The following is a 17,811-nucleotide window of genomic DNA, read 5'->3' on the forward strand; positions in this document are numbered from 1 at the left end:
GCCGCCCTACGCCTTGATCGCCGCCTTGACCGCCGCCGGCCGGATGGGCAGGTCGCGCACCCGGGCGCCGACGGCGCGGTAGATCGCGTTGCCGATCGCCGGGCCGACCACGGTCGTCGCCGGCTCGCCCAGGCCCACGGGAGCCTCGGCCGAGGGGATGAACTCCACCTCCACGTCCGGCACGTCGCCCATCCGCAGCGGCGTGTAGGTGTCGAGGTTCACGTCCTTCACCTGGCCGTTCTCGAAGGCCGTGCCCTCGTGCAGCGCGAGGCTGAGGCCCCAGAGGGCGGCGCCCTCCACCTGGGCCAGCGCGCCATCCGGGTTCACCACCGTCCCGCAGTCGATGACCAGGGTGAGCTTTTCGACCTTCACGGCGCCCGTGGCGGGATCCACCCGCACGCGCGCGGCGCAGCCGGTCCAGGTGGGCATGTCGCGCTCCTGGCCGAAGGTCGTGGCGATCCCCAGGCCAGTGTTGCGCGGCAGCGCCTGCCCCCAGCCGGCCTTGGTCGCCAGGCGCTTCAGGACCGCGGCCTGGCGGCGGGCGCCGCCCACCGCGTTCGGCGCCGAGCCGGCGTTCCGGCCGCTCGCGTCCAGCATGGCGAGGCGGAACGCCACGGGGTCGGCCCCCGCCTCGGCCGCGGCCTCGTCCATGAAGCTCTCGACGGCCCAGTTGGTGAAGCCGGGGCCGACCGAGCGCAGCCAGCCCGGCCGGAAGGTCTCGTTGGCGAGGTCGTTGCCGATCGCCCGAACCCGATGGGCGCCGACGCTGTACCAATGGTTCGCGCCGTTGATCGCGAAGGGGTCGAATGGCGCGTCGTTCGCGCCCTTGGGCATGAAGAACGGCGCCATGGCCTGGGTGGGCCACCCGGCGCAGCAGTCGTGCTGCATGGCCACGATGCGGCCCCCGTCCAGGGCGGCCTTCACCACCTGGACCGACGGTGAGCGCGGACTGTCGAAGCGGCTGTCGTCTGCGCGGGTCCAGACCACCTTCACGGGCTTGCCGCCGATCGCCTTCGACGCCAGCGCCGCGGCGACGGCGTAGTCGCCGTTGAGCCGGCGCCCGAACCCGCCGCCCAGCAGGTGGGTGCGAAGGACGATGGTCTCCTCCTTGCGTCCCAGCGCCTGCGCCAGCCACGGCAGGACCAGCGACTGCCACTGGTTGCCTGTGTGGATCTCGAACACGCCGTCCTTCTCGAAGGCGAGCGCGTTCACCGGCTCCATCTGGAAATGCAGCGCCGTGGAGGTGGTGTAGGTGCGCTCCACCGTCTTGCGCGCCGCTGAGAAAGCGGCGTCGACGCCCGGATCCTCGACGACGAGGCCGCCCTTCGACCGGTCGGCGATCAGCGCGCGGGCGCGGGCCTGCAGGTCGGCTTCCGAGACGCCGGCGCCGGGGCCCGGCGTCCACGTGACCTTGAGCGCTTCCGCGGCGCGGTCGGCGGCGACGAAGGTCTCGGCGTAGACCATCACGAGGCCGGGGACCGTGCCGGACGGGTCGTCCATCGCGAGCGCGCGGATGAACCCGGGAACCTTGCGCGCCTCGCGGTCGTCGATCGACACGACCTTCGCGCCGTACCGGGTCGGCGGCAGCCTGGGCCGGGCGTAGATCATGCCCGGGACCTTGGCGTCGAGGCCGTAGACGGCCGAGCCGTCCACCTTGCCGGGGATGTCCCGCTGCGGCGCGGGCCGCCCGAGCAGGCGGCGGGTGGTGGCGGGCTTGGGCTGCAGCTTCGCCAGATCCTCCGGGGACCAGCGCCGCGAGAGGTCGCCGCGGGCGACGATCTCGCCGTAGCCGATGGACTTGCCGCCCAGCGTGACGCGGCCGTCGCGGGCCGTCGCCTGCGCGGGCGGACCGCCCAGCAACCTGGCGCCGGCCTCCACCAGGGTGATGCGGCCGGCCGCCGCCGCCTGGCTGTAGAGGGGGTAGGACTGCCACACCGACCAGGAGCCGCCGGTGACCATCAGGCCCCACTTGGGGTCGCTGTCCACGTGGACGAAGCTGACCTTCGACCAGTCGGCCTCGAGTTCCTCGGCGACGATCCGGGCGATGGCCGTGCCGACGTGCTGCCCCATCTCGGCGCGGATGACGTGGACGACCACGTTCCCCGAGGTGTCGATGGTGTACCAGATGGTCGGCGCGTAACTCCCGGCGGCGCCCGCCGGAGCCGACAGGGCGAACGTGGCGCCCGCGGCGCCGACGGTGACCAGGAAGCCGCGGCGGGAGAGGTCGGTCGGGGCGTTCATGCCTTCGCTCCCTGTCCGGCGGCGAGCTTGATCGCGCGGCGGATCCGCAGGTAGGCCATGCAGCGGCAGAGGTTGCCGGTCATGGCGGCGTCTATGTCGGCGTCGCTCGGCTGCGGCTTGGATTTCAGCAGGGCGGCGGCCTGCATGATCTGGCCCGACTGGCAGTAGCCGCACTGCGGCGCCTGGGCCTCGATCCAGGCCTTCTGCAGCGGGTGGCTTCCACCCAGGCCCTCGATGGTGGTGACCGCCTGTCCGGCGACCGCCGACGTGGGCGTTATGCAGGCGCGGACGGCCTCACCGTTCACGTGCACCGTGCAGGCGCCGCACTGGCCGATCCCGCAGCCGAACTTCGTGCCGGTGAGGCCGATCTCGTCGCGCAGCGTCCAGAGCAGCGGGGCGTCGTCGGGCGCCTTGGCGGTGACCTCGCGGCCGTTGAGTCTGAAGGTCGTCATGCTCCCCTCCCAAGTCGCGCTGACGCGCCAGCGGACGCCATTCCGGCCCCGGCGGCAAGAGGATTAGCGAAGCTCGTCGTGCGGCGACGCGCTGCGCCGCGCCGCCGCGAGCCGCAGCAGCGCGACGCCCAGCAGCAACGAGGCCAGCGAGCCCACGACCACGCCGGCGCGCACCTGCGTCTGGCGGGCCGGGTCGGCGTCGGGGAAGGCCAGGGCTCCGATGTAGAGGCTCATGGTGAAGCCCACGCCGCAGAGGGCGGAGACTCCGTAGAGTTCCAGCCACTTGGCCCCGGTGGGCCGCCGCGCCCACTTGAGCCCGATCGCCAGCGCCGCCGCGCCGAAAATCCCCAGCTGCTTGCCGAAGAACAGGCCCGCGGCCACGCCGATGCTGACGGGGCCCAGGGCCTTGCCGGTTTCCGCGCCGAGCGTGAAGCCCGCGGCCGTGAAGGCGAAGAGCGGCAGGATCAGGAAGGCGACGTAGGGGTGCAGCGCCTCCATGGTCTCGTTCAGGACCCCCGGCCCGCCCGGGCGCTTCGGCTCCAGGGGCATGCAGAAGGCGGCCGCGACGCCGGCGATCGAGGTGTTGATCCCCGACTTCAGTGTGAAGGCCCAGAGAAGCAGCCCGCCGGCGACCCAGAAGGTGTAGGGCGCGGCCCGCCAGCGTCCCATGGCGGCCAGGACCGCGGTCGTGATCGCGGCCGCGGCCAGCATCGGGAAGCGCAGCTCGGTCGTGTAGAGCACAGCGATCAGCGCCACCGCCACGAGGTCGTCGAGGATCGCGATGGTGAGCAGGAAGACCCGCAGCGTCGGCGGCAGGCGGGGGCCGGCCGCAGCCAGGGCGGCCAGGGCGAAGGCGATGTCGGTGGCGGTCGGGATCGGCCAGCCGGCCGTGCGGCCATCCGCGGCGACGCCGTTGACCGCGAGGTAGACCAGGGCCGGGACGGCCACGCCGCCGGCCGCCGCCAGGATGGGCAGCGCCAGCCTGCGCGGGTTCGACAGCTCGCCGCGAGCGATCTCGTACTTGATCTCGAGCCCGACGACGAAAAAGAAGACCGGCATCAGGAGCGACTTCACCCAGCCGCCCAGGCTCATGGTCTCCTCGAAGGGGCCGATCCGCACCGGCGTCGGCTGGTGGATGAAGCCGTAGTAGCTCGCCGCCCACGGGGAGTTCGCCCACGCCACGGCGGCCAGCGCCGCGACGACCAGCAGCGCGCCCGATCCCGTCTCGGTCTTCAGGAACTCCAGCGTGGAGCGGCGCGGCATGGGCCCTGCCTATCAACCGCCTCGGCCACGCTCTAGCGAAATCGGGCGCGCCCACTAAGCTGTCGCGATCCATTTCCCGAGGATCGCCATGAGACTGACCAAGCCCCGGATCGCTCCGCTCACCGACGGCGAGCTGACGCCCGACCAGGAGGAGGCGCTGAAGCCGGTCCGCAACGGGACCATGGGCGTCCTGAACATCTTCCGCACCCTGGCCCATGCCCCGAAGGCGCTCAGCCGGTTCAACGACTGGGGCTCGTACGTGCTCTCGCGGCGCAACGACCTGCCGGCCCGGGAGCGGGAGATCGTGATCCTCCGCATCGGCTACCTCTGCAAGTCGGGCTACGAGTTCACCCAGCACACCCGCATCGGCCTGCAGAGCGGCCTCAGCGACGCCGAGATCGAGGCGATCAAGCGCGGCGCGGACGCGGGCTGGTCGCCGGCCGACGCGGTGCTCATCCGGGCCTCGGACGAACTGCATGCCGACCAGTTCGTCACCGACGCCACCTGGGCCGAGTTGCGCCGCCACTACACCGAGAAGCAGTGCATGGACGTGGTCTTCACCGTCGGCCAGTACACCCAGGTGTCCATGATCCTGAACACCTTCGGCGTGCAGCTGGACGAGGGGCAGACCCTCGACCCCGAGCTGAAGGGCTACTGAGATGTCGGGGCGGCTCGCAGGAAAGGCTGCCGTGGTGGTCGGCGCGGGGCAGACGCCGGGCGAGACGGTCGGCAACGGCCGCGCCATGGCGCTGCTGTTCGCCCGAGAGGGCGCCCGGGTGCTGTGCGTCGACCGGCTGCTGGAGCGCGCGGAGGAGACCGCCGCCATGGTGGTGGAGGAGGGCGGCACGGCCGCCGCCCTCGGCGCCGATGTCGCCCGCGCAGCCGACTGCGCCCGCATCGTCGAGGCGGCGACGAGCCAGCTGGGCCGGCTCGACATCCTGATCAACAACGTCGGCATCGGCGGCGGCGACGGCCCCGCCCACCGCCTGGAGGAGGCGGCGTTCGACCGCATCCTGGCCGTCAACCTCAAGGGCATGTGGCTGACCATCAAGGCGGCCCTGCCGGTGATGCGCGAACAGGGCGGCGGCGCGATCGTCAACATCAGCTCGCTCGCCGCGCGCGCCGGCGGCATCCAGCTGGCCTACGAGCTGTCGAAGGCGGGCGTGAACCGGCTCACCACCTCGGTCGCGCAGTCGAACGCCCGCTACGGGGTGCGCTGCAACGCCATCATGATGGGCTACATGGACACGCCCATGGCGGTTTCCGGGATCGCCCAGGCCAGCGGCCGCTCCCCCGCCGAGGTCCGCGCCGAGCGCGACGCGCGGGTCCCGCTGGGCGGCAAGATGGGCACCGGCTGGGACACGGCCTACGCGGCGCTGTTCCTCGCCTCGGACGAGGCGGCCTTCATCTCGGGGGCGATCCTGCCGGTGGACGGAGCCATGGGCGTGCGCATCGGCTGACGGCGGAACGTGGGGCGCCGCCTCCGCGTTACCGCCGCCCGAGGGGCGCCGAGCAGGAGAGCTTCGCCATGAACAGCATCATCTATCTCGTCGGCCTCGTGGTCGTCGTCCTCGCCGTCCTGGCGTTCCTGGGCATCGCCTGAGGTTGCCCCTGCGCCTCGGTCGCGGGTAGGTCGGGGCATGCCCCCGTCCAGCGCCTACCGGCCCGACCCGCAATTCCCGGCTCTCGGCGGCGAATTCGCCGATCCCGTGCGCGCGGCGGACTTTCCCCAGGCCATCCTGCGCTACCGCAACGACCGCGCCGCCGCCACGGTGGGGCTGGACAGCCTGACCGACGCGGAATGGCTCGCGCACTTCGGGCGCTTCGAGCCGCTGCCCGGCAACATCGATCCGCCGCTGGCGCAGCGCTACCACGGCCACCAGTTCCGCGTTTACAACCCGGACCTGGGCGACGGCCGCGGGTTCCTGTTCGCGCAGTTGCGTGAGGCGGGAACCGGGCGGCTGCTCGATCTCGGCACGAAGGGGTCCGGCGAGACGCCCTGGTCGCGCCAGGGCGACGGTCGCCTCACGCTGAAGGGCGGCGTCCGCGAGGTGCTGGCCACCGCGATGCTGGAGGCGCTGGGCGTGCCGACCTCCCGTTCGTTCTCGCTGGTCGAGACCGGCGAGGCGCTGGTGCGCGGCGACGAGCCCAGCCCCACGCGCTCGTCCGTCCTGGTCCGCCTGAGCCACAGCCACGTGCGTTTCGGCACGTTCCAGCGGCACGCCTACTTCGAGGCCAAGGACCGGATCGCCGCCCTGGTGGACCATGTGATCGGCGTCTACGACCCGGACCTCGAGGGTCGCAACGACCGGCCCGTGGCGCTGCTGGACGCCGTCGTGGCGCGGTCCGCCCGCCTGACGGCGCGCTGGATGGCCGCGGGCTTCGTGCACGGGGTGCTCAACACCGACAACATGAACATCAACGGCGAGAGCTTCGACTACGGACCGTACCGTTTCCTCCCCCACTCGGACCCCAACTTCGTCGCGGCCTACTTCGACCACGCCGGCCTCTACAGCTTCGGGCGGCAGCCCGAGGCGGTGTTCTGGAACCTGCAGCAGCTCGCCGGCTGCCTGAGCCTCGTGGCGGACAGCGACCCGCTCGTGGACGCCCTGAACGGCTTCGGGCCCGCCTACCGGAACGAGCTCACCGCCGCCATGCTCGCGCGGCTGGGCGTGCGGCCGCAGGACCCCGACGCCGATGCGGCGCTCGTGCAGGCGAGCTTCCGCGCCATGGCCGAAGGCGGCGAGCGGCTTCGTTGGGAGCCGTTCTTCTTCGACTGGTTCTGCGGCGCCGAGCCCCGCGCCATGGCGGGTCCGCGCGCCGACCTCTACGCCGAGCCGCCCTTCGCCGAGTTCCGGGCGCGGCTGTCGGGCTACGCCGCGGAGCGGCCCGAGCGGCTGGAGCACCCGTACTTCGCCCGCCCCGAGCCCGAGGAGCTGCTGATCGACCAGATCGAGGCGCTGTGGGCGTTCATCGCCGAGGCCGACGACTGGAGCGTCTTCCACGAGAAGCTGGCGCGGATCGAGACCGCGCGGGTCGCGTGGGGCCTGGCCGTCTAGCTGCTGCGCTTGCGCGACGCCCACTGCGCCAGGACCACGCCCGCCAGGGTCGCAACGGCGCCCAGCGCCTGCAATCGCCCGATCGGTTCTGCGAACAGCGCCCAGCCCAGGTAGGCCGCGACCACAGGCTGGATCAGGACCACGACCGAGGCCGTGGAGGTGGGCAACCGTCCCATCGCCCAGGCGATGGAGCCCTGGCCGCTCACGTGCATCAGACCCAGGCCGGCCAGCGCGCCCCAGCCGAGCATCGTGGCGGGCAGCAGGTCTTCGCCCAGCAGCAGCGCGCAGACCAGCATCAGCGGCGCGCCGACGACGCTGACCCAGAACATCAGCTTGCTGGCGCCCTCGGTCTTGCGGCCCTCGCCCATGGCCAGGAAGTAGAGGGCGTACCAGAGCGCGGTCAGGGCCGAGAGGACGTCGCCCAGCGGCTGGTTCCGCAGGCCGCCGCCGCCCTTCTCGATCGCCATGAGCCAGGCGCCGCCGACAGCCGCCGCCACGGCCAGCAGGAACAGGCCGCTCGGGCGCTGGCGCAGGAATATCCAGGCGAAGGCGGTGACCACCACGGGCGTCAGGTTCGACAGCACCGTCGCGTTGGTCACCGAGGTGTAGTGGATCCCGTAGTGCCAGAAGCCCAGGTCCAAGGCGAAGAAGACGCCGGCCAATAAGGCCATCTTCGACGGCCGCCCCAGGGCGCCGGCGGTGCGGCGGGTCATCACCGCCAGCAGCGGCAAAGCGAAGGCGAGCCGCCAGAAGCCGGCCGCCGCGGGACCCGCTTCAGCCAGCCGCACGAGGATCGGCGACAGGCCGATGATGCAGGCGCCCAGGAGCAGCACGGCCAACGCCGGCCAGTCCGTCCGCGCGCCGCTCTGCGCCGCCGCCTCAGCCAAAGCCCAATTCCTTCCGCAGATCGGCCGGGCTCATACCCTGTTCGCGCAGGGACCGCAGCGTCTGCGCGCGATCGCGCTTGGCGAAGCGCTTGCCGTCGGGGCCCACCAGCAGGCCGTGGTGACGGTAGGCGGGCGTCGGCAGGCCGAGGAGGGCCTGCAGCAGCCGCTGCACATGCGTCGCCTCGAAGAGGTCGCGCCCGCGGATCACGTGGGTGACGCCCTGCAGCGCGTCGTCCACCACGACCGCCAGGTGGTACGCCACGCCCACGTCCTTGCGCGCGAGCACCACGTCGCCGCCGAGTTCGGGGCGAGCGGCCACCGCGCCCTGGCCCTCTTCCAGGAAGCCGAGGCCCTCGAACCCCCCGAGCCTGCGCGCCGCCGCGTCCAGCGACAGGCGCCATGCGAACGGCTCGCCGGCCGCCAGGCGGGCGGTCTCCTCCGCCGGCGGCAGGGGCGCGCCCCGGAAGACGTCCATCGCGCCGTGCGGCGCGCTCACCATCGCCTCGGCGATCTCCCGGCGCGTGCGGAAGCAGCGGTAGAGCAGCCCGTCAGCCTCCAGCCGGGCCAGCGCGGCCTGGTAGTCGGCGGCGTGCTCGGACTGGCGCCGGACCGGCGTTTCCCACGCGAGCCCCAGCCAGGCGAGGTCCTCGTAGATGGCGGCCTCGAACTCGGGCCGCGAGCGGGTCGTGTCGATGTCCTCGACACGGAGGATGAAGCGGCCCCCGGCCTCCCGGGCGGCCTCGAACGCGGTCAGCGCCGAAAAGGCGTGCCCCTTGTGCAGGTAGCCGGTCGGCGACGGCGCGAAGCGGGTGACGAACACCCGCGTGGCGTTAGCACCCGTCGTGGTCTTTCGGGAACAGGCCCATGTGGTTGAAGACCGCGTCCAGGAACTGGCGCTCGCCGCCCAGCTCCGCCTTCAGGTGCTCGAACTGCTTGAAGCCGGCCATCTCGGCCAGGCCGTGCGCGGCGCACCAGGCGGCCACGGTGGCAAGCTCCAGGTGCGTCTCGGCGCTGGGGTCGGCCCCGTGCTCGATCAGGGTGTCGCGCACCATGCAGTAGGCGTTGCCGTTCTCGGGATTGGCGTCCTCCACGTCCATGGGGAGGGCTTCCTTGTCACGGGCGGCGTCGTACATGACCCGGTAGAGGGCCGGATTGTCGCGGGCGAAGCAGACGTAGGAGATGCCCAGCGCCGTGAGCTGCTCGCGCCCCTGGGTCCGCGCCTTGGCGTCCAGCATCGCCAGCTGCAGCATTTCCCAGCCTTCGTGGGCCACGGCGTCGAGCAGCTCGGCCTTGTCCTTGAAGTGGTGGTAGGGCGCCGCCGGGCTGACGCCGGCCTCGCGCGCGACGGCTCGAAGCGAAAGCGCGCTCGGCCCCTCGGCTTCGAGAAGGCGTCTGGCGGCGTCCACGAGGGCGCGCCTCAGGTCGCCATGGTGGTAGGGGCGGGATTCGGCGCTTTTAGCTTCGCTCATGGCATTACCATAATTTCATATCTAAGCGCTGTACAGATGCCATTGACGGTCCAGCTTGGGCGGCCTATCTGAGCGCTGTTCAAATAGAAAACACCCCCGCTCCCCCGGGGTTCAAACTGAAAGGTGTGTGTCATGTCTCTCGCAAAGTTCGAACGGATCTTCGACCGTCTGGCTCCCTCGTTCCTGCTGTTCCTCGGCGCTGTCGCGGCCGTGGCCACGGTGGGGCTCGGCGCCTAAGGGACCTCCCTCCCGAAAGCCGAAGACGACAGGAGGGGCCCCTGAGCGGGCCCCTTTTTCGTCGCGCCGGCCCGCGCACGCGGATCCGCAGAACCGTCCGGCGAAATCGCTGATCTGTGCAGTGTTCAGATAGTGTTATCCATTCGTCGTCTAAACGGCGGCGCCCGCTCCCCCGGGACCGCCAATTCGTAACAAACTCAAGGTGTGTGTCATGTCTCTCGCAAAGTTCGACCGTTTCGTTCCGACCTTCCTGCTGTTCCTCGGCTTCGTGGCCGCGGCCGGCACGGTCGGCCTGGGCGCGTAGCCCTCCCCACCCGGCAGGAACCGAGGAGGGGCCCGCGAGGGCCCCTTTTCGTTTCGGGACCCTTCCCACGGGCTGATGCAAAATCGCATAGCCGGACACCGGGAATAACTATCTAGACAATGCTTAGATATGTGCTATCTGAGCATCGTTCAGATGAACGCCCGCCTTGCGGTGGGAAAATTCGAGAAAGGAGACCTCCGATGACGATGAATCGAATCCTCGATTTCGTCGTGGCGTACGCGGTTCTGGGCCTGACCCTGACCGTGGCCGGCGCCACCGCCGTTCTCGGCGCCTGATCCATGCGCCGATCCTAGGAGCCTCGCCCATCCTCGCGATCGGGCGAGGCCATCCCGCGCAGAGCTCCGCACCGGACCGCGTCCGTCGTAGATGTGTCTCCGAATCGGGCCTATAAATTCCGCGCTCGCATCGATTTCATCCGTCACTGAGGTGCTGTCTTCAGTCCAGAGTCGATCGCCATAATGCCCTCGAGGCGTCCGGGGAGGCCCTGCCGTGCAGGTGCTTAAGTCTCCGCCCTCGGGATGGCCCTGCCTCGTGCTGAACGCCGACTTCCGCCCCCTGTCGTACTACCCGCTCTCGCTGTGGCCCTGGCAGGAGGTCATCAAGGCCGTCTTCCTCGACCGCGTGGATGTCGTCTCCACCTACGAGCAGGAAGTCCGCTCTCCATCCTTCGCCATGAAGCTTCCGAGCGTCGTCTCGCTGAAGCAGTACGTGGCCCAGGACCGGCCGCCGGCCTTCACGCGGTTCAACCTCTTCCTGCGCGACGCCTTCACCTGCCAGTACTGCACGGCGTCCGAGGATCTGACCTTCGACCACGTCATCCCCCGCTCCCGCGGGGGGCGGACGACGTGGGAGAACATCGTGACCGCGTGCGCGCGCTGCAACCTCGCCAAGGGCGGGCGGACGCCCGGCGAGGCGCACATGCACCCGCGGCAGAAGCCGCGCCGGCCCACGGCCTACGAACTCCAGGAGCGGGGCCGCAGGTTTCCACCGCACCACCTGCACGAAAGCTGGCTGGACTACCTCTACTGGGACATCGAGCTGGAGGCCTGATCGTCCTCCAGCAGGCGCGTCACCGCCGTCGTGACCACCGCCTGCGCGTCCTCGGGGGCCAGGCCCTGCTCGCGCCGGAGCCTGGCCCACGCCTCGAAACTCATGAGCAGATCCAGCGCCTCGAGCCGCATCGGATCCTTGGCGATGGTCGGCGGGAGCTCCTGCAGGATGCGCTCGCGCATCTGCACCACGAGCTTCGCGTAGTCCGATCCCAGGAACTTGGAGCGGTGCTGGAAGGCGGTCGCGGCGCGTCGGAAGGGCGTGATGGCCTCGAAGATGCGCGCGCGGCGCGCGATCTGCTCGAACAGGCGACCGCGCCAGTCCTGCGCCTCGAAGGGCTGGTCGACGATGGTGCGCAGTTCGCGCTCCATCGCGCGGGAAATCTCCCGGTAGAGCGTGTCCATGTCCTGGAAGTGGCGGAACACGGTGCGCAGGCCGACGTCGGCGCGCTCGGCGACCTGCTCGGCGCTCGGCGCGACCTCGCCTGCGCAGATCAGGTCCATCATCGCCGCCACGATCCGCTCGCGGTTGTCCTGCCCGCGTCGGCGGCGGCCATCCAGCAGTTGCGGCGCCTGGGTCATGTCCTCATCTCGCCTGCCTCTCGGCGGGTGTCGAGCCGCTTCGCGCGTCCGGCTGTTGACCCTTCGATATAGTGGCACGCATAATGTCACTATAGTCTTGGGTGGAGGATTGTCGCGATGGAGGTTCTGAGGACGCCGGAGGCGCGTTTCGCGGGGCTGAAGGACTGGCCGTACGCGCCGCGCTACGCCGAGGTGACCGACGGCGACGGGACCCGGCTGCGCCTGCACTACGTGGACGAGGGGCCGCGCGACGGGGCGGTGGTGCTGCTGATGCACGGCGAGCCCTCGTGGGCCTACCTCTATCGCCACATCATCGCCGGGCTCGTCGCGCGCGGACACCGGGCGGTCGCGCCGGATCTCATCGGTTTCGGCCGGTCCGACAAGCCGGCCCGCCGCACGGACTACACCTACGAACGCCACGTGGACTGGATGAGCCAGTGGCTGACCGGCCTGGGCCTGCAGGACGTCACGCTCTTCTGCCAGGACTGGGGCGGGCTGATCGGCCTGCGCCTGGTCGCCGCGTACCCCGAACGCTTCGCAGGCGTGGTGGTGGCCAATACCGGCCTGCCCGTCGGCGGCGGGATGACCGACGGCTTCAAGGCTTGGCTCGAGTTCAGCCAGAACGTCCCGCAGATGCCCATCGGGATGCTGCTGAACGGCGGCTCGGCGCGCGACCTGAGCCCCGAAGAGGTCGCCGCCTACGACGCGCCGTTCCCGGACGAAAGCTACAAGGAGGGCGCGCGGCAGTTCCCGACGCTGGTGCCGGTGACGCCGCAGCACGCCTCGGTGGCCGAGAACCAGGCCGCCTGGAAGGTGCTCGAGCGGTTCGAGAAGCCGCTGGTCACCGCCTTCAGCGACGGTGACGCGGTCACGCGGGGCGGCGAGGCGCCGTTCCAGGCCCGGGTTCCCGGGGCCAAGGGCCAGCCGCACGTCACGCTCAAGGGCGGGCACTTCCTGCAGGAAGACAGCGGTCCCGAGATCGTCGACCTGCTCGACGCGATGATCCGCCGCCGCGGGTGAGGGAGAAAGCAGCCATGCAAGTGATCAACCAGGTGATGCCGCGCCCCGAGCAGGCGATGGCCTTCTTCGGCGGCGAGGAGGATGGGCCCTTCGTCATGGTCAACCTCCTGAAGTTCAAGCCGAAGGCCGAATACCCGGACGGGTCCGACGCGGACCTGAGCGGCGCCGAAGCCTACGCCCGCTACGGTGAGGCGGTGCGGGTGCTCGTCGAGAAGCTGGGCGGCCGGGTGCGCTACTCGGGCCAGGTGACGGGCCTGATGCTGGGCGAGGTCGAGGAGCTGTGGGACATGGTGGCGCTCGCGGAGTACCCGTCGCTGGCGGCCTTCCGCAGCATGGCGATGTCGCCCGAGATGGCGGCCATCGAGCACCATCGGAAGGCGGGTCTCGCAGGGCAGCTGAACATCCGGACCAAGCCGGGCGAGGGGTTCCTGTAAGTCGTCCCCGCCAGGACGCGGGCGACGTGAGGCCGGCCGGATCGGCCCTCCTGCGCGACCCTAGGTCGCCGGTCCCTCCCGGCTCCGCAGCGAGAGCACGAGGAACACGGCCGCCAGGGCGGCGGTGACGGGACTGGCGTAGTGCTCGGGCGGATGATGCCCGCCGGCGGGCGAAAGCACCCAGGCGTGAAGGCTCATCAGGGCGCGCTCGACGATGACCAGCGCCAGGAACAGCGGCGTCAGGCTGCGGTAGCGCACGACCACGGCCAGCATTGCGAGGCCGAGGGCCAGCTGGGTGGAGCCCTCCCAGCGGAAGACGCTGACGATCAGGTCGCGCCGGTCGCCCATGTCGAGGCCCGCGATCTCGCTGGCGCCGCCGTCCGGCAGGAAGCTGTGGATCAGCCCGGGGATGATCGTGCCCGCGGTCGCCAGGCCCAGGAACCAGACCGAGGCGCGGGCGCCGCGGTACTGGTCGTTGGTGGAGGGGGGCAGGAAGCTCACGCGAGGAGCCTGCCCGCGCCGAGGGCGCTGTCCGCCGCTGTCTGCGAGGCTAGTTGTCCCATAGGACGTACTCCTGCCCGGCACGCTGCTTCACGCCGCCTGGCTGATCGATGAAGATCGGGCCTTGGAGCAGGGAGGGCCAGGCGGGCCGTACGGTCTCGGCGTCCTGCGCCTTCAGCAGCGCCAGCATGCGCCGCGTCCGCTCCGGTTCGGCCCGGGACAGGTCGCGCTGCTCGGTCGGGTCGCTGGCCAGGTTGTGAAGCCAGACCTTGCCCTGGGCCTCGCTGGACTGGAGCTTCCAGTCGCCCTCGATGACGGCCTTGTACTGGCCCGACCGCCAGAACATCGCCTCGTGCGGCCGGCCCTGGGCGCGGCCCTGAACGAAGGGCGTCAGGTCCACCCCGTCGATCTTGCGGTCGGTGGGGGTGGCCGCGGCGGCCGCCGCGGCGGCGGTCGCGAAGATGTCCACGTGACCGACCGGGTGCGGGTAGCGGGAACCGGCCGGGATCGCCGCCGGCCAGCGCATGAAGAACGGCGTGTGGATCCCGCCCTCGAAGAAGGTCGATTTCCAGCCGCGGTATGGCCTGTTGATGTCGGGCAGGCCGACGTAGCCGGCGCCGCCGTTGTCGCTGGTGAAGATGATCAGCGTGTTCCGGTCGAGCCCCTCGTCCTTCAGCGCCTTCAGGATCCGGCCGACGTTCCAGTCGAGGTTGCGCGCCATGGCGCCATAGACCCGCAGCCGGTGGTCCTTGATGTGGGGCAGGGCGTCGTAGTCCGCCTTCTTGGCCTGCAGCGGCGTGTGGATGGCGTTCGGCGCGAAGTAGAGGAAGAACGGCCGGTTGCGGTTGGCGCGGATCGCCTTCACGGCCTCCTCGGCCAGGTAGTCGGTCATGTAGCCGCGCGGCTCGAACATCGGCGAGCCGTTGAACTGCACCTGGTAAGGCAGGTTGGGCCACAGGAAGCGGTCGATCGCGTCCCAGGGCTGCTTCGAGTTGACCACGTCCTTGTGCTTTTCAGGCAGGTACATCGAGGCGCCGGAGATGAAGCCCAGGCTCTCGTCGAACCCCTGATCCTCGGGGCGCGACCCCGCCTTTCCGCCCAGGTGCCACTTGCCGAAGTGCAGGGTGTGGTAGCCGCGCGCCTTGAGCACCTCGGCGATGGTGACCTCCGAGGCCGGGACGCTCAGCGTGTTGACCGCCTGGGGCGAGCTTTCGGTCGAGCCGGGCGGCATGTCCTTCAGCCGCTCCTTGAAAAACTTCGGCCTGACGATCGCGCCGGGTTCGGCCTCGGTGCCGACCATCCGCTCGAAGGCGACGGGGGCCGGCGTGAACTCGAAGCCGAAGCGGGTGGCGTACCGGCCGGTCATGATCGCGGCGCGGGAGGGCGCGCAGGTGGCGTTGCCCGCATAGCCGTTGGCGAAGCTCACGCCCTCACGGCCGATCGAGTCGATGTTCGGCGTCGGCACGGCGCCGTTCGCCACGCCGCCGCCGTTGAAGGTGATGTCGTTGAAGCCCAGGTCGTCGACCAGGATGAACACGACGTTCGGGGGACGCTGACCCTGCGGCGGGGTCTCGGGCCCCTGGGCCCACACGACCGGCCGGTTCGGCTCGACGTGCGGCAGGCGCGCCCGCGCGATCATCGACAGGATCGTGGTGCGGTTCAGGTAGGCCGCGCCCAGCGCGACGCCCAGCGCGAGCACGCCGGCGGCCAGCCATGTCCACAGCTTCATGGCGGATCCTCCCCCTCGACGCCGTCACCGGGCGCCTGGGAAGGACCTTATATAGTGACACTCATCGTGTCGATAGTTTCGCGCGGCTCAGGAGGGGTGCGTGCGCCGCCGGAATTCTTCCTCTTCGGCGGCGTACCGATCCGGGTGCGAGTACTCCTCCCGCGTGGCCGCCTCGGTGATGGGGTCGTTGGCGCGGTTCCGTCGGCGGTTCTGCATCACCGCCCAGACGATCACGGCCAGGAGCGCCAGCGCGCCGAGGCCGTACCAGAGTTCATGTGTGTACATGGCAGTCTCCTCGACCAGAGAAGCGCCGGGGAGAACGAGCGGTTCCTCAGGCGAGGGGGAGCGTGACCCGAGCGGTCAGGCCCTGCGCCTGCGGCAGCAGTTCGACGTCGCCGCCATGCGCCCGAGCCGTAGCGCGCGCGATCGGCAGACCCAGCCCGATGCCCCCGGAATCCAGGTTCCGCGAGGCGTCGGCGCGGTAGAAGGGCTGGAACACGCGCTCGAGGTCGGCGGGCGAGAGGCCGGGGCCCTCGTCCTCGATGTCGACCACGGCCTGGCCGCCCTCGCAGCGCAGCCGGATGCGGGCCTGGCCGGCGTACTTCAGCGCATTCTCGACGAGGTTCACGAACATCCGCTGCAGGGCCACGGCGTCGCCCTCGACCATGGCCGGGCAGGACTGGAGGATCTCCACGTCGCCCCCCACCAGGGCCGCGTCGTCGACGACGCACTCGACCAGGGACAACAGGTCCAGCTTCTCGCGGCGCCGCGGCGTGGACTCGTCCCGGATGAACGCGAGCACGCCGGCGATCATCTGCTCCATCTGCCCGACGTCGGACAGCACCGAGTCCCTGAGGCGCTCGTCTGCGCCCTCCAGCTTGAACCGGATCCGCGCCAGCGGCGTGCGCAGGTCGTGGCTGATCGCGCCGACCATGGCGGTGCGGTCTTCGATGTAGCGCCTGAGGCGACCCTGCATGTCGTTGAAGGCGGCCGCCGCCGCGCCGATCTCAGCCGGACCCGTGAGGACGACCGGCGGGGCGTTGGGGTCGCGTCCCAGCCGCTCGGCGGCCTCCGCGAAGCGCTTCAAGGGCGCGGTGATGCGGCGGGCGAAGAGGAACGCCGCGGGCGCCACGACGCCGAACGCCGCCGCCACGAGGAGCAGCATCCGCCGCTGCCAGTCCGTGGGGAACGGCTCGGGGGCGGACCGCACGACCGTCCACATCCCGTCGGAGCGGCGCACGGCGGCGCTGAAGTCGCCGATCACCGGCGCTTCGCGCATCAGCAGCAGGTGCAGGCCGGGCGGTGGGCGGCCGGGGTGGCCCTCGTCCATGCGCATCTCGAAGCGCCGGGTCTCGACCATGGCGTCGGGGCCGGGCGGCCCCGGAGGGGACCGCTTCTGATGCTCGACCACGATGCGCCCAACGACGGGCTCGCGCAGCATCCGCTCGAGCCGGCCGGGACGGCGCTGGACGAGGCGGACGTCGGCGCCGGGCCTGCCCAGGGCGGCGGCCAGCGCCGCCACGGGGGGCGGGCGGCCGTGGCGGGAGGCCTCGAACGCCTCGGGCAAGGCGGCGCTCACGCTGCGCAACATGGGCCGGCCGTCGCGGCTGGCCAGCGAACCCCCCTCGAGCGCCTGGGCGATTTCGCTGACGCGGTAGATCGGCGGCCTGGGCGGCGGAAAGAGCGCCACGATGGCGAACAGCAGCAGGTGCATGGCGGCCATGCAGGCCAGCACCAGGAGGATGAGCTGCACCGCGATGCTGGCGCGGGGCTGCGTCGGCAGCCTCATGGCCGGGTCACGGCCACGTCGAACATGTAGCCCGCGCCGCGTACGGTCTTGATGATCTCGCCATCCGAGCAGGCGTGCAGCTTGCGGCGCAGGCGGCTGATCTGGACGTCGACCGCGCGGTCGAAGACGTCGGAATCGTCTCCGCGGGCGATGTCGAGCAGCTGATCCCGCGAGAGGATGCGCTGCGGGTGGTCGAGGAAGGCCGACAGCAGCTGGAACTCCCCCGAAGTGAGCAGGATGGTCGCCCCGTTGGGCGCGCGGAGCTGGCGCCGCAGGGCGTCGACGACGAAGCCCTGGAACTGGAAGGCGCGGCCCTTGCGCGGCGCGCCGCCGCGGACCTCCTCCAGCCGGCGGAACACGGCGCGCACCCGGGCGAGCAGCTCGCGGGGGCTGCAGGGCTTGGCCAGGTAGTCGTCGGCGCCGAGCTCCAGGCCGAGGATGCGGTCGATCTCCTCGCCCATGGCGCTGACCATGATGATCGCCGGACCACCCTCCGCCGAGAGGCGGCGGCAGATGGACAGTCCGTCCTCGCCCGGCAGCATGAGGTCCAGCACGACGAGGTCGATGGGAGCCTGCGCGAGCACGGCGTCCATCTGGCCCGCGTCGGCCGCCGCATGCACCTGGAAGCCGTGGTCGGCCAGATAGGACGTGACCTGCTCGCGCAGCTGGGAATCGTCCTCCACCACCAGGATATGGCGGCCGGACAGGACGGATGGCGCGGGCGGCATGGCGGATCCTCTCGCCGCCGACTGTGGCGCCGTCATCGCGACTTCG

Annotated in this window: 18 protein-coding genes; 6 read left to right on the forward strand and 12 right to left on the reverse strand. The window is 71.0% G+C overall.

Going from position 1 to position 17,811, the window contains the following annotated elements; all coding sequences use genetic code 11:
• Window positions 1–6: 6 nt before the first annotated feature.
• The 3 genes from JNK30_RS13975 to nhaA all read right to left on the reverse strand — a co-directional run bounded on the left by JNK30_RS13975 (window position 7) and on the right by nhaA (window position 3,956).
• Window positions 7–2,241, reverse strand: a complete 2,235-nt coding sequence (locus JNK30_RS13975; protein WP_293483040.1) for a molybdopterin cofactor-binding domain-containing protein — start codon at window positions 2,239–2,241, stop codon at window positions 7–9.
• A complete protein-coding gene (locus JNK30_RS13980) occupies window positions 2,238–2,693 on the reverse strand; it encodes a (2Fe-2S)-binding protein (protein ID WP_293483042.1) in 456 nt (151 codons plus the stop codon). The genes JNK30_RS13975 and JNK30_RS13980 overlap by 4 nt, the downstream gene beginning before the upstream one ends.
• 63 nt (window positions 2,694–2,756) lie before the next feature.
• The gene (nhaA, locus tag JNK30_RS13985) at window positions 2,757–3,956 is read right to left on the reverse strand and encodes a Na+/H+ antiporter NhaA (protein WP_293483043.1); all 1,200 of its coding nucleotides are present in this window, start codon (window positions 3,954–3,956) and stop codon (window positions 2,757–2,759) included.
• Between the two features lie 88 nt (window positions 3,957–4,044).
• Between nhaA and JNK30_RS13990 the strand changes: the two genes are divergently transcribed.
• The 3 genes from JNK30_RS13990 to JNK30_RS14000 all read left to right on the forward strand — a co-directional run bounded on the left by JNK30_RS13990 (window position 4,045) and on the right by JNK30_RS14000 (window position 7,015).
• Window positions 4,045–4,614: a carboxymuconolactone decarboxylase family protein gene (locus tag JNK30_RS13990; protein WP_293483044.1), complete on the forward strand. Its 570-nt coding sequence runs from the start codon at window positions 4,045–4,047 to the stop codon at window positions 4,612–4,614.
• 1 nt (window position 4,615) lies between these two features.
• Window positions 4,616–5,416, forward strand: coding sequence for an SDR family NAD(P)-dependent oxidoreductase (locus JNK30_RS13995; protein WP_293483045.1), 801 nt, complete (start codon window positions 4,616–4,618; stop codon window positions 5,414–5,416).
• A 180-nt stretch (window positions 5,417–5,596) separates the two neighbouring features.
• A complete protein-coding gene (locus JNK30_RS14000; RefSeq protein ID WP_293483046.1) occupies window positions 5,597–7,015 on the forward strand; it encodes a protein adenylyltransferase SelO in 1,419 nt (472 codons plus the stop codon).
• Here the strand turns inward: JNK30_RS14000 and JNK30_RS14005 are convergent.
• The 3 genes from JNK30_RS14005 to JNK30_RS14015 are packed head-to-tail and all read right to left on the reverse strand — an operon-like array spanning window position 7,012 to window position 9,371.
• On the reverse strand, window positions 7,012–7,902 hold the full coding sequence (locus JNK30_RS14005; RefSeq protein WP_293483047.1) for a DMT family transporter: 891 nt from the start codon (window positions 7,900–7,902) through the stop codon (window positions 7,012–7,014). The two genes, JNK30_RS14000 and JNK30_RS14005, sit on opposite strands and share 4 nt — an antisense overlap.
• Entirely contained in the window at window positions 7,895–8,722 is an 828-nt protein-coding gene (gluQRS, locus tag JNK30_RS14010) for a tRNA glutamyl-Q(34) synthetase GluQRS (protein ID WP_293483048.1), read from the reverse strand. The genes JNK30_RS14005 and gluQRS overlap by 8 nt, the downstream gene beginning before the upstream one ends.
• A 10-nt stretch (window positions 8,723–8,732) precedes the next feature.
• Window positions 8,733–9,371, reverse strand: coding sequence for a TetR/AcrR family transcriptional regulator (locus JNK30_RS14015; RefSeq protein WP_293483049.1), 639 nt, complete (start codon window positions 9,369–9,371; stop codon window positions 8,733–8,735).
• A gap of 1,051 nt (window positions 9,372–10,422) precedes the next feature.
• On the opposite strand from JNK30_RS14015, the gene JNK30_RS14020 reads away from it, so the two are divergent.
• The gene (locus JNK30_RS14020; RefSeq protein ID WP_293483051.1) at window positions 10,423–10,983 is read left to right on the forward strand and encodes an HNH endonuclease; all 561 of its coding nucleotides are present in this window, start codon (window positions 10,423–10,425) and stop codon (window positions 10,981–10,983) included.
• Here the strand turns inward: JNK30_RS14020 and JNK30_RS14025 are convergent.
• Window positions 10,956–11,564, reverse strand: a complete 609-nt coding sequence (locus JNK30_RS14025; RefSeq protein ID WP_293483053.1) for a TetR/AcrR family transcriptional regulator — start codon at window positions 11,562–11,564, stop codon at window positions 10,956–10,958. The two genes, JNK30_RS14020 and JNK30_RS14025, sit on opposite strands and share 28 nt — an antisense overlap.
• Before the next feature lie 117 nt (window positions 11,565–11,681).
• Here JNK30_RS14025 and JNK30_RS14030 point away from each other — a divergent pair, with 117 nt between their 5' ends.
• Together JNK30_RS14030 and JNK30_RS14035 are read left to right on the forward strand one after the other, a co-directional pair.
• Complete coding sequence (locus tag JNK30_RS14030; protein WP_293483055.1) at window positions 11,682–12,584, forward strand: haloalkane dehalogenase; 903 nt, start codon at window positions 11,682–11,684, stop codon at window positions 12,582–12,584.
• A gap of 14 nt (window positions 12,585–12,598) precedes the next feature.
• Window positions 12,599–13,018: a DUF1330 domain-containing protein gene (locus JNK30_RS14035; protein ID WP_293483056.1), complete on the forward strand. Its 420-nt coding sequence runs from the start codon at window positions 12,599–12,601 to the stop codon at window positions 13,016–13,018.
• Between the two features lie 60 nt (window positions 13,019–13,078).
• Here the strand turns inward: JNK30_RS14035 and JNK30_RS14040 are convergent, their stop codons facing one another.
• The 5 genes from JNK30_RS14040 to JNK30_RS14060 form a co-directional block, all read right to left on the reverse strand.
• On the reverse strand, window positions 13,079–13,519 hold the full coding sequence (locus JNK30_RS14040; protein ID WP_293483057.1) for a hypothetical protein: 441 nt from the start codon (window positions 13,517–13,519) through the stop codon (window positions 13,079–13,081).
• Between the two features lie 49 nt (window positions 13,520–13,568).
• Complete coding sequence (locus JNK30_RS14045; RefSeq protein ID WP_293483058.1) at window positions 13,569–15,248, reverse strand: sulfatase-like hydrolase/transferase; 1,680 nt, start codon at window positions 15,246–15,248, stop codon at window positions 13,569–13,571.
• An 87-nt stretch (window positions 15,249–15,335) separates the two neighbouring features.
• Window positions 15,336–15,533: a hypothetical protein gene (locus JNK30_RS14050; RefSeq protein WP_293483059.1), complete on the reverse strand. Its 198-nt coding sequence runs from the start codon at window positions 15,531–15,533 to the stop codon at window positions 15,336–15,338.
• 46 nt (window positions 15,534–15,579) lie between these two features.
• The gene (locus tag JNK30_RS14055) at window positions 15,580–17,037 is read right to left on the reverse strand and encodes an ATP-binding protein (RefSeq protein WP_293483060.1); all 1,458 of its coding nucleotides are present in this window, start codon (window positions 17,035–17,037) and stop codon (window positions 15,580–15,582) included.
• Window positions 17,034–17,765: a response regulator gene (locus tag JNK30_RS14060; protein ID WP_293483061.1), complete on the reverse strand. Its 732-nt coding sequence runs from the start codon at window positions 17,763–17,765 to the stop codon at window positions 17,034–17,036. The genes JNK30_RS14055 and JNK30_RS14060 overlap by 4 nt, the downstream gene beginning before the upstream one ends.
• Window positions 17,766–17,811 lie beyond the last annotated feature (46 nt).

The organism is Phenylobacterium sp., from assembly GCF_016793225.1.
Classification (GTDB): domain Bacteria; phylum Pseudomonadota; class Alphaproteobacteria; order Caulobacterales; family Caulobacteraceae; genus Phenylobacterium.

Bases quoted from the DNA above. Each gene is read 5' to 3' on its own strand.
- JNK30_RS14050 (WP_293483059.1), bottom strand. From the start codon at position 15,533: ATGTACACACATGAACTCTGGTACGGCCTCGGCGCGCTGGCGCTCCTG.
- JNK30_RS14030 (WP_293483055.1), top strand. From the start codon at position 11,682: ATGGAGGTTCTGAGGACGCCGGAGGCGCGTTTCGCGGGGCTGAAGGAC.
- JNK30_RS13990 (WP_293483044.1), top strand. From the start codon at position 4,045: ATGAGACTGACCAAGCCCCGGATCGCTCCGCTCACCGACGGCGAGCTG.
- JNK30_RS13995 (WP_293483045.1), top strand. From the start codon at position 4,616: ATGTCGGGGCGGCTCGCAGGAAAGGCTGCCGTGGTGGTCGGCGCGGGG.
- JNK30_RS14045 (WP_293483058.1), bottom strand. From the start codon at position 15,248: ATGAAGCTGTGGACATGGCTGGCCGCCGGCGTGCTCGCGCTGGGCGTC.
- JNK30_RS14000 (WP_293483046.1), top strand. From the start codon at position 5,597: ATGCCCCCGTCCAGCGCCTACCGGCCCGACCCGCAATTCCCGGCTCTC.
- JNK30_RS13975 (WP_293483040.1), bottom strand. From the start codon at position 2,241: ATGAACGCCCCGACCGACCTCTCCCGCCGCGGCTTCCTGGTCACCGTC.
- nhaA (WP_293483043.1), bottom strand. From the start codon at position 3,956: ATGCCGCGCCGCTCCACGCTGGAGTTCCTGAAGACCGAGACGGGATCG.
- JNK30_RS14055 (WP_293483060.1), bottom strand. From the start codon at position 17,037: ATGAGGCTGCCGACGCAGCCCCGCGCCAGCATCGCGGTGCAGCTCATC.
- JNK30_RS14025 (WP_293483053.1), bottom strand. From the start codon at position 11,564: ATGACCCAGGCGCCGCAACTGCTGGATGGCCGCCGCCGACGCGGGCAG.
- JNK30_RS14015 (WP_293483049.1), bottom strand. From the start codon at position 9,371: ATGAGCGAAGCTAAAAGCGCCGAATCCCGCCCCTACCACCATGGCGAC.
- JNK30_RS13980 (WP_293483042.1), bottom strand. From the start codon at position 2,693: ATGACGACCTTCAGACTCAACGGCCGCGAGGTCACCGCCAAGGCGCCC.
- JNK30_RS14035 (WP_293483056.1), top strand. From the start codon at position 12,599: ATGCAAGTGATCAACCAGGTGATGCCGCGCCCCGAGCAGGCGATGGCC.
- JNK30_RS14060 (WP_293483061.1), bottom strand. From the start codon at position 17,765: ATGCCGCCCGCGCCATCCGTCCTGTCCGGCCGCCATATCCTGGTGGTG.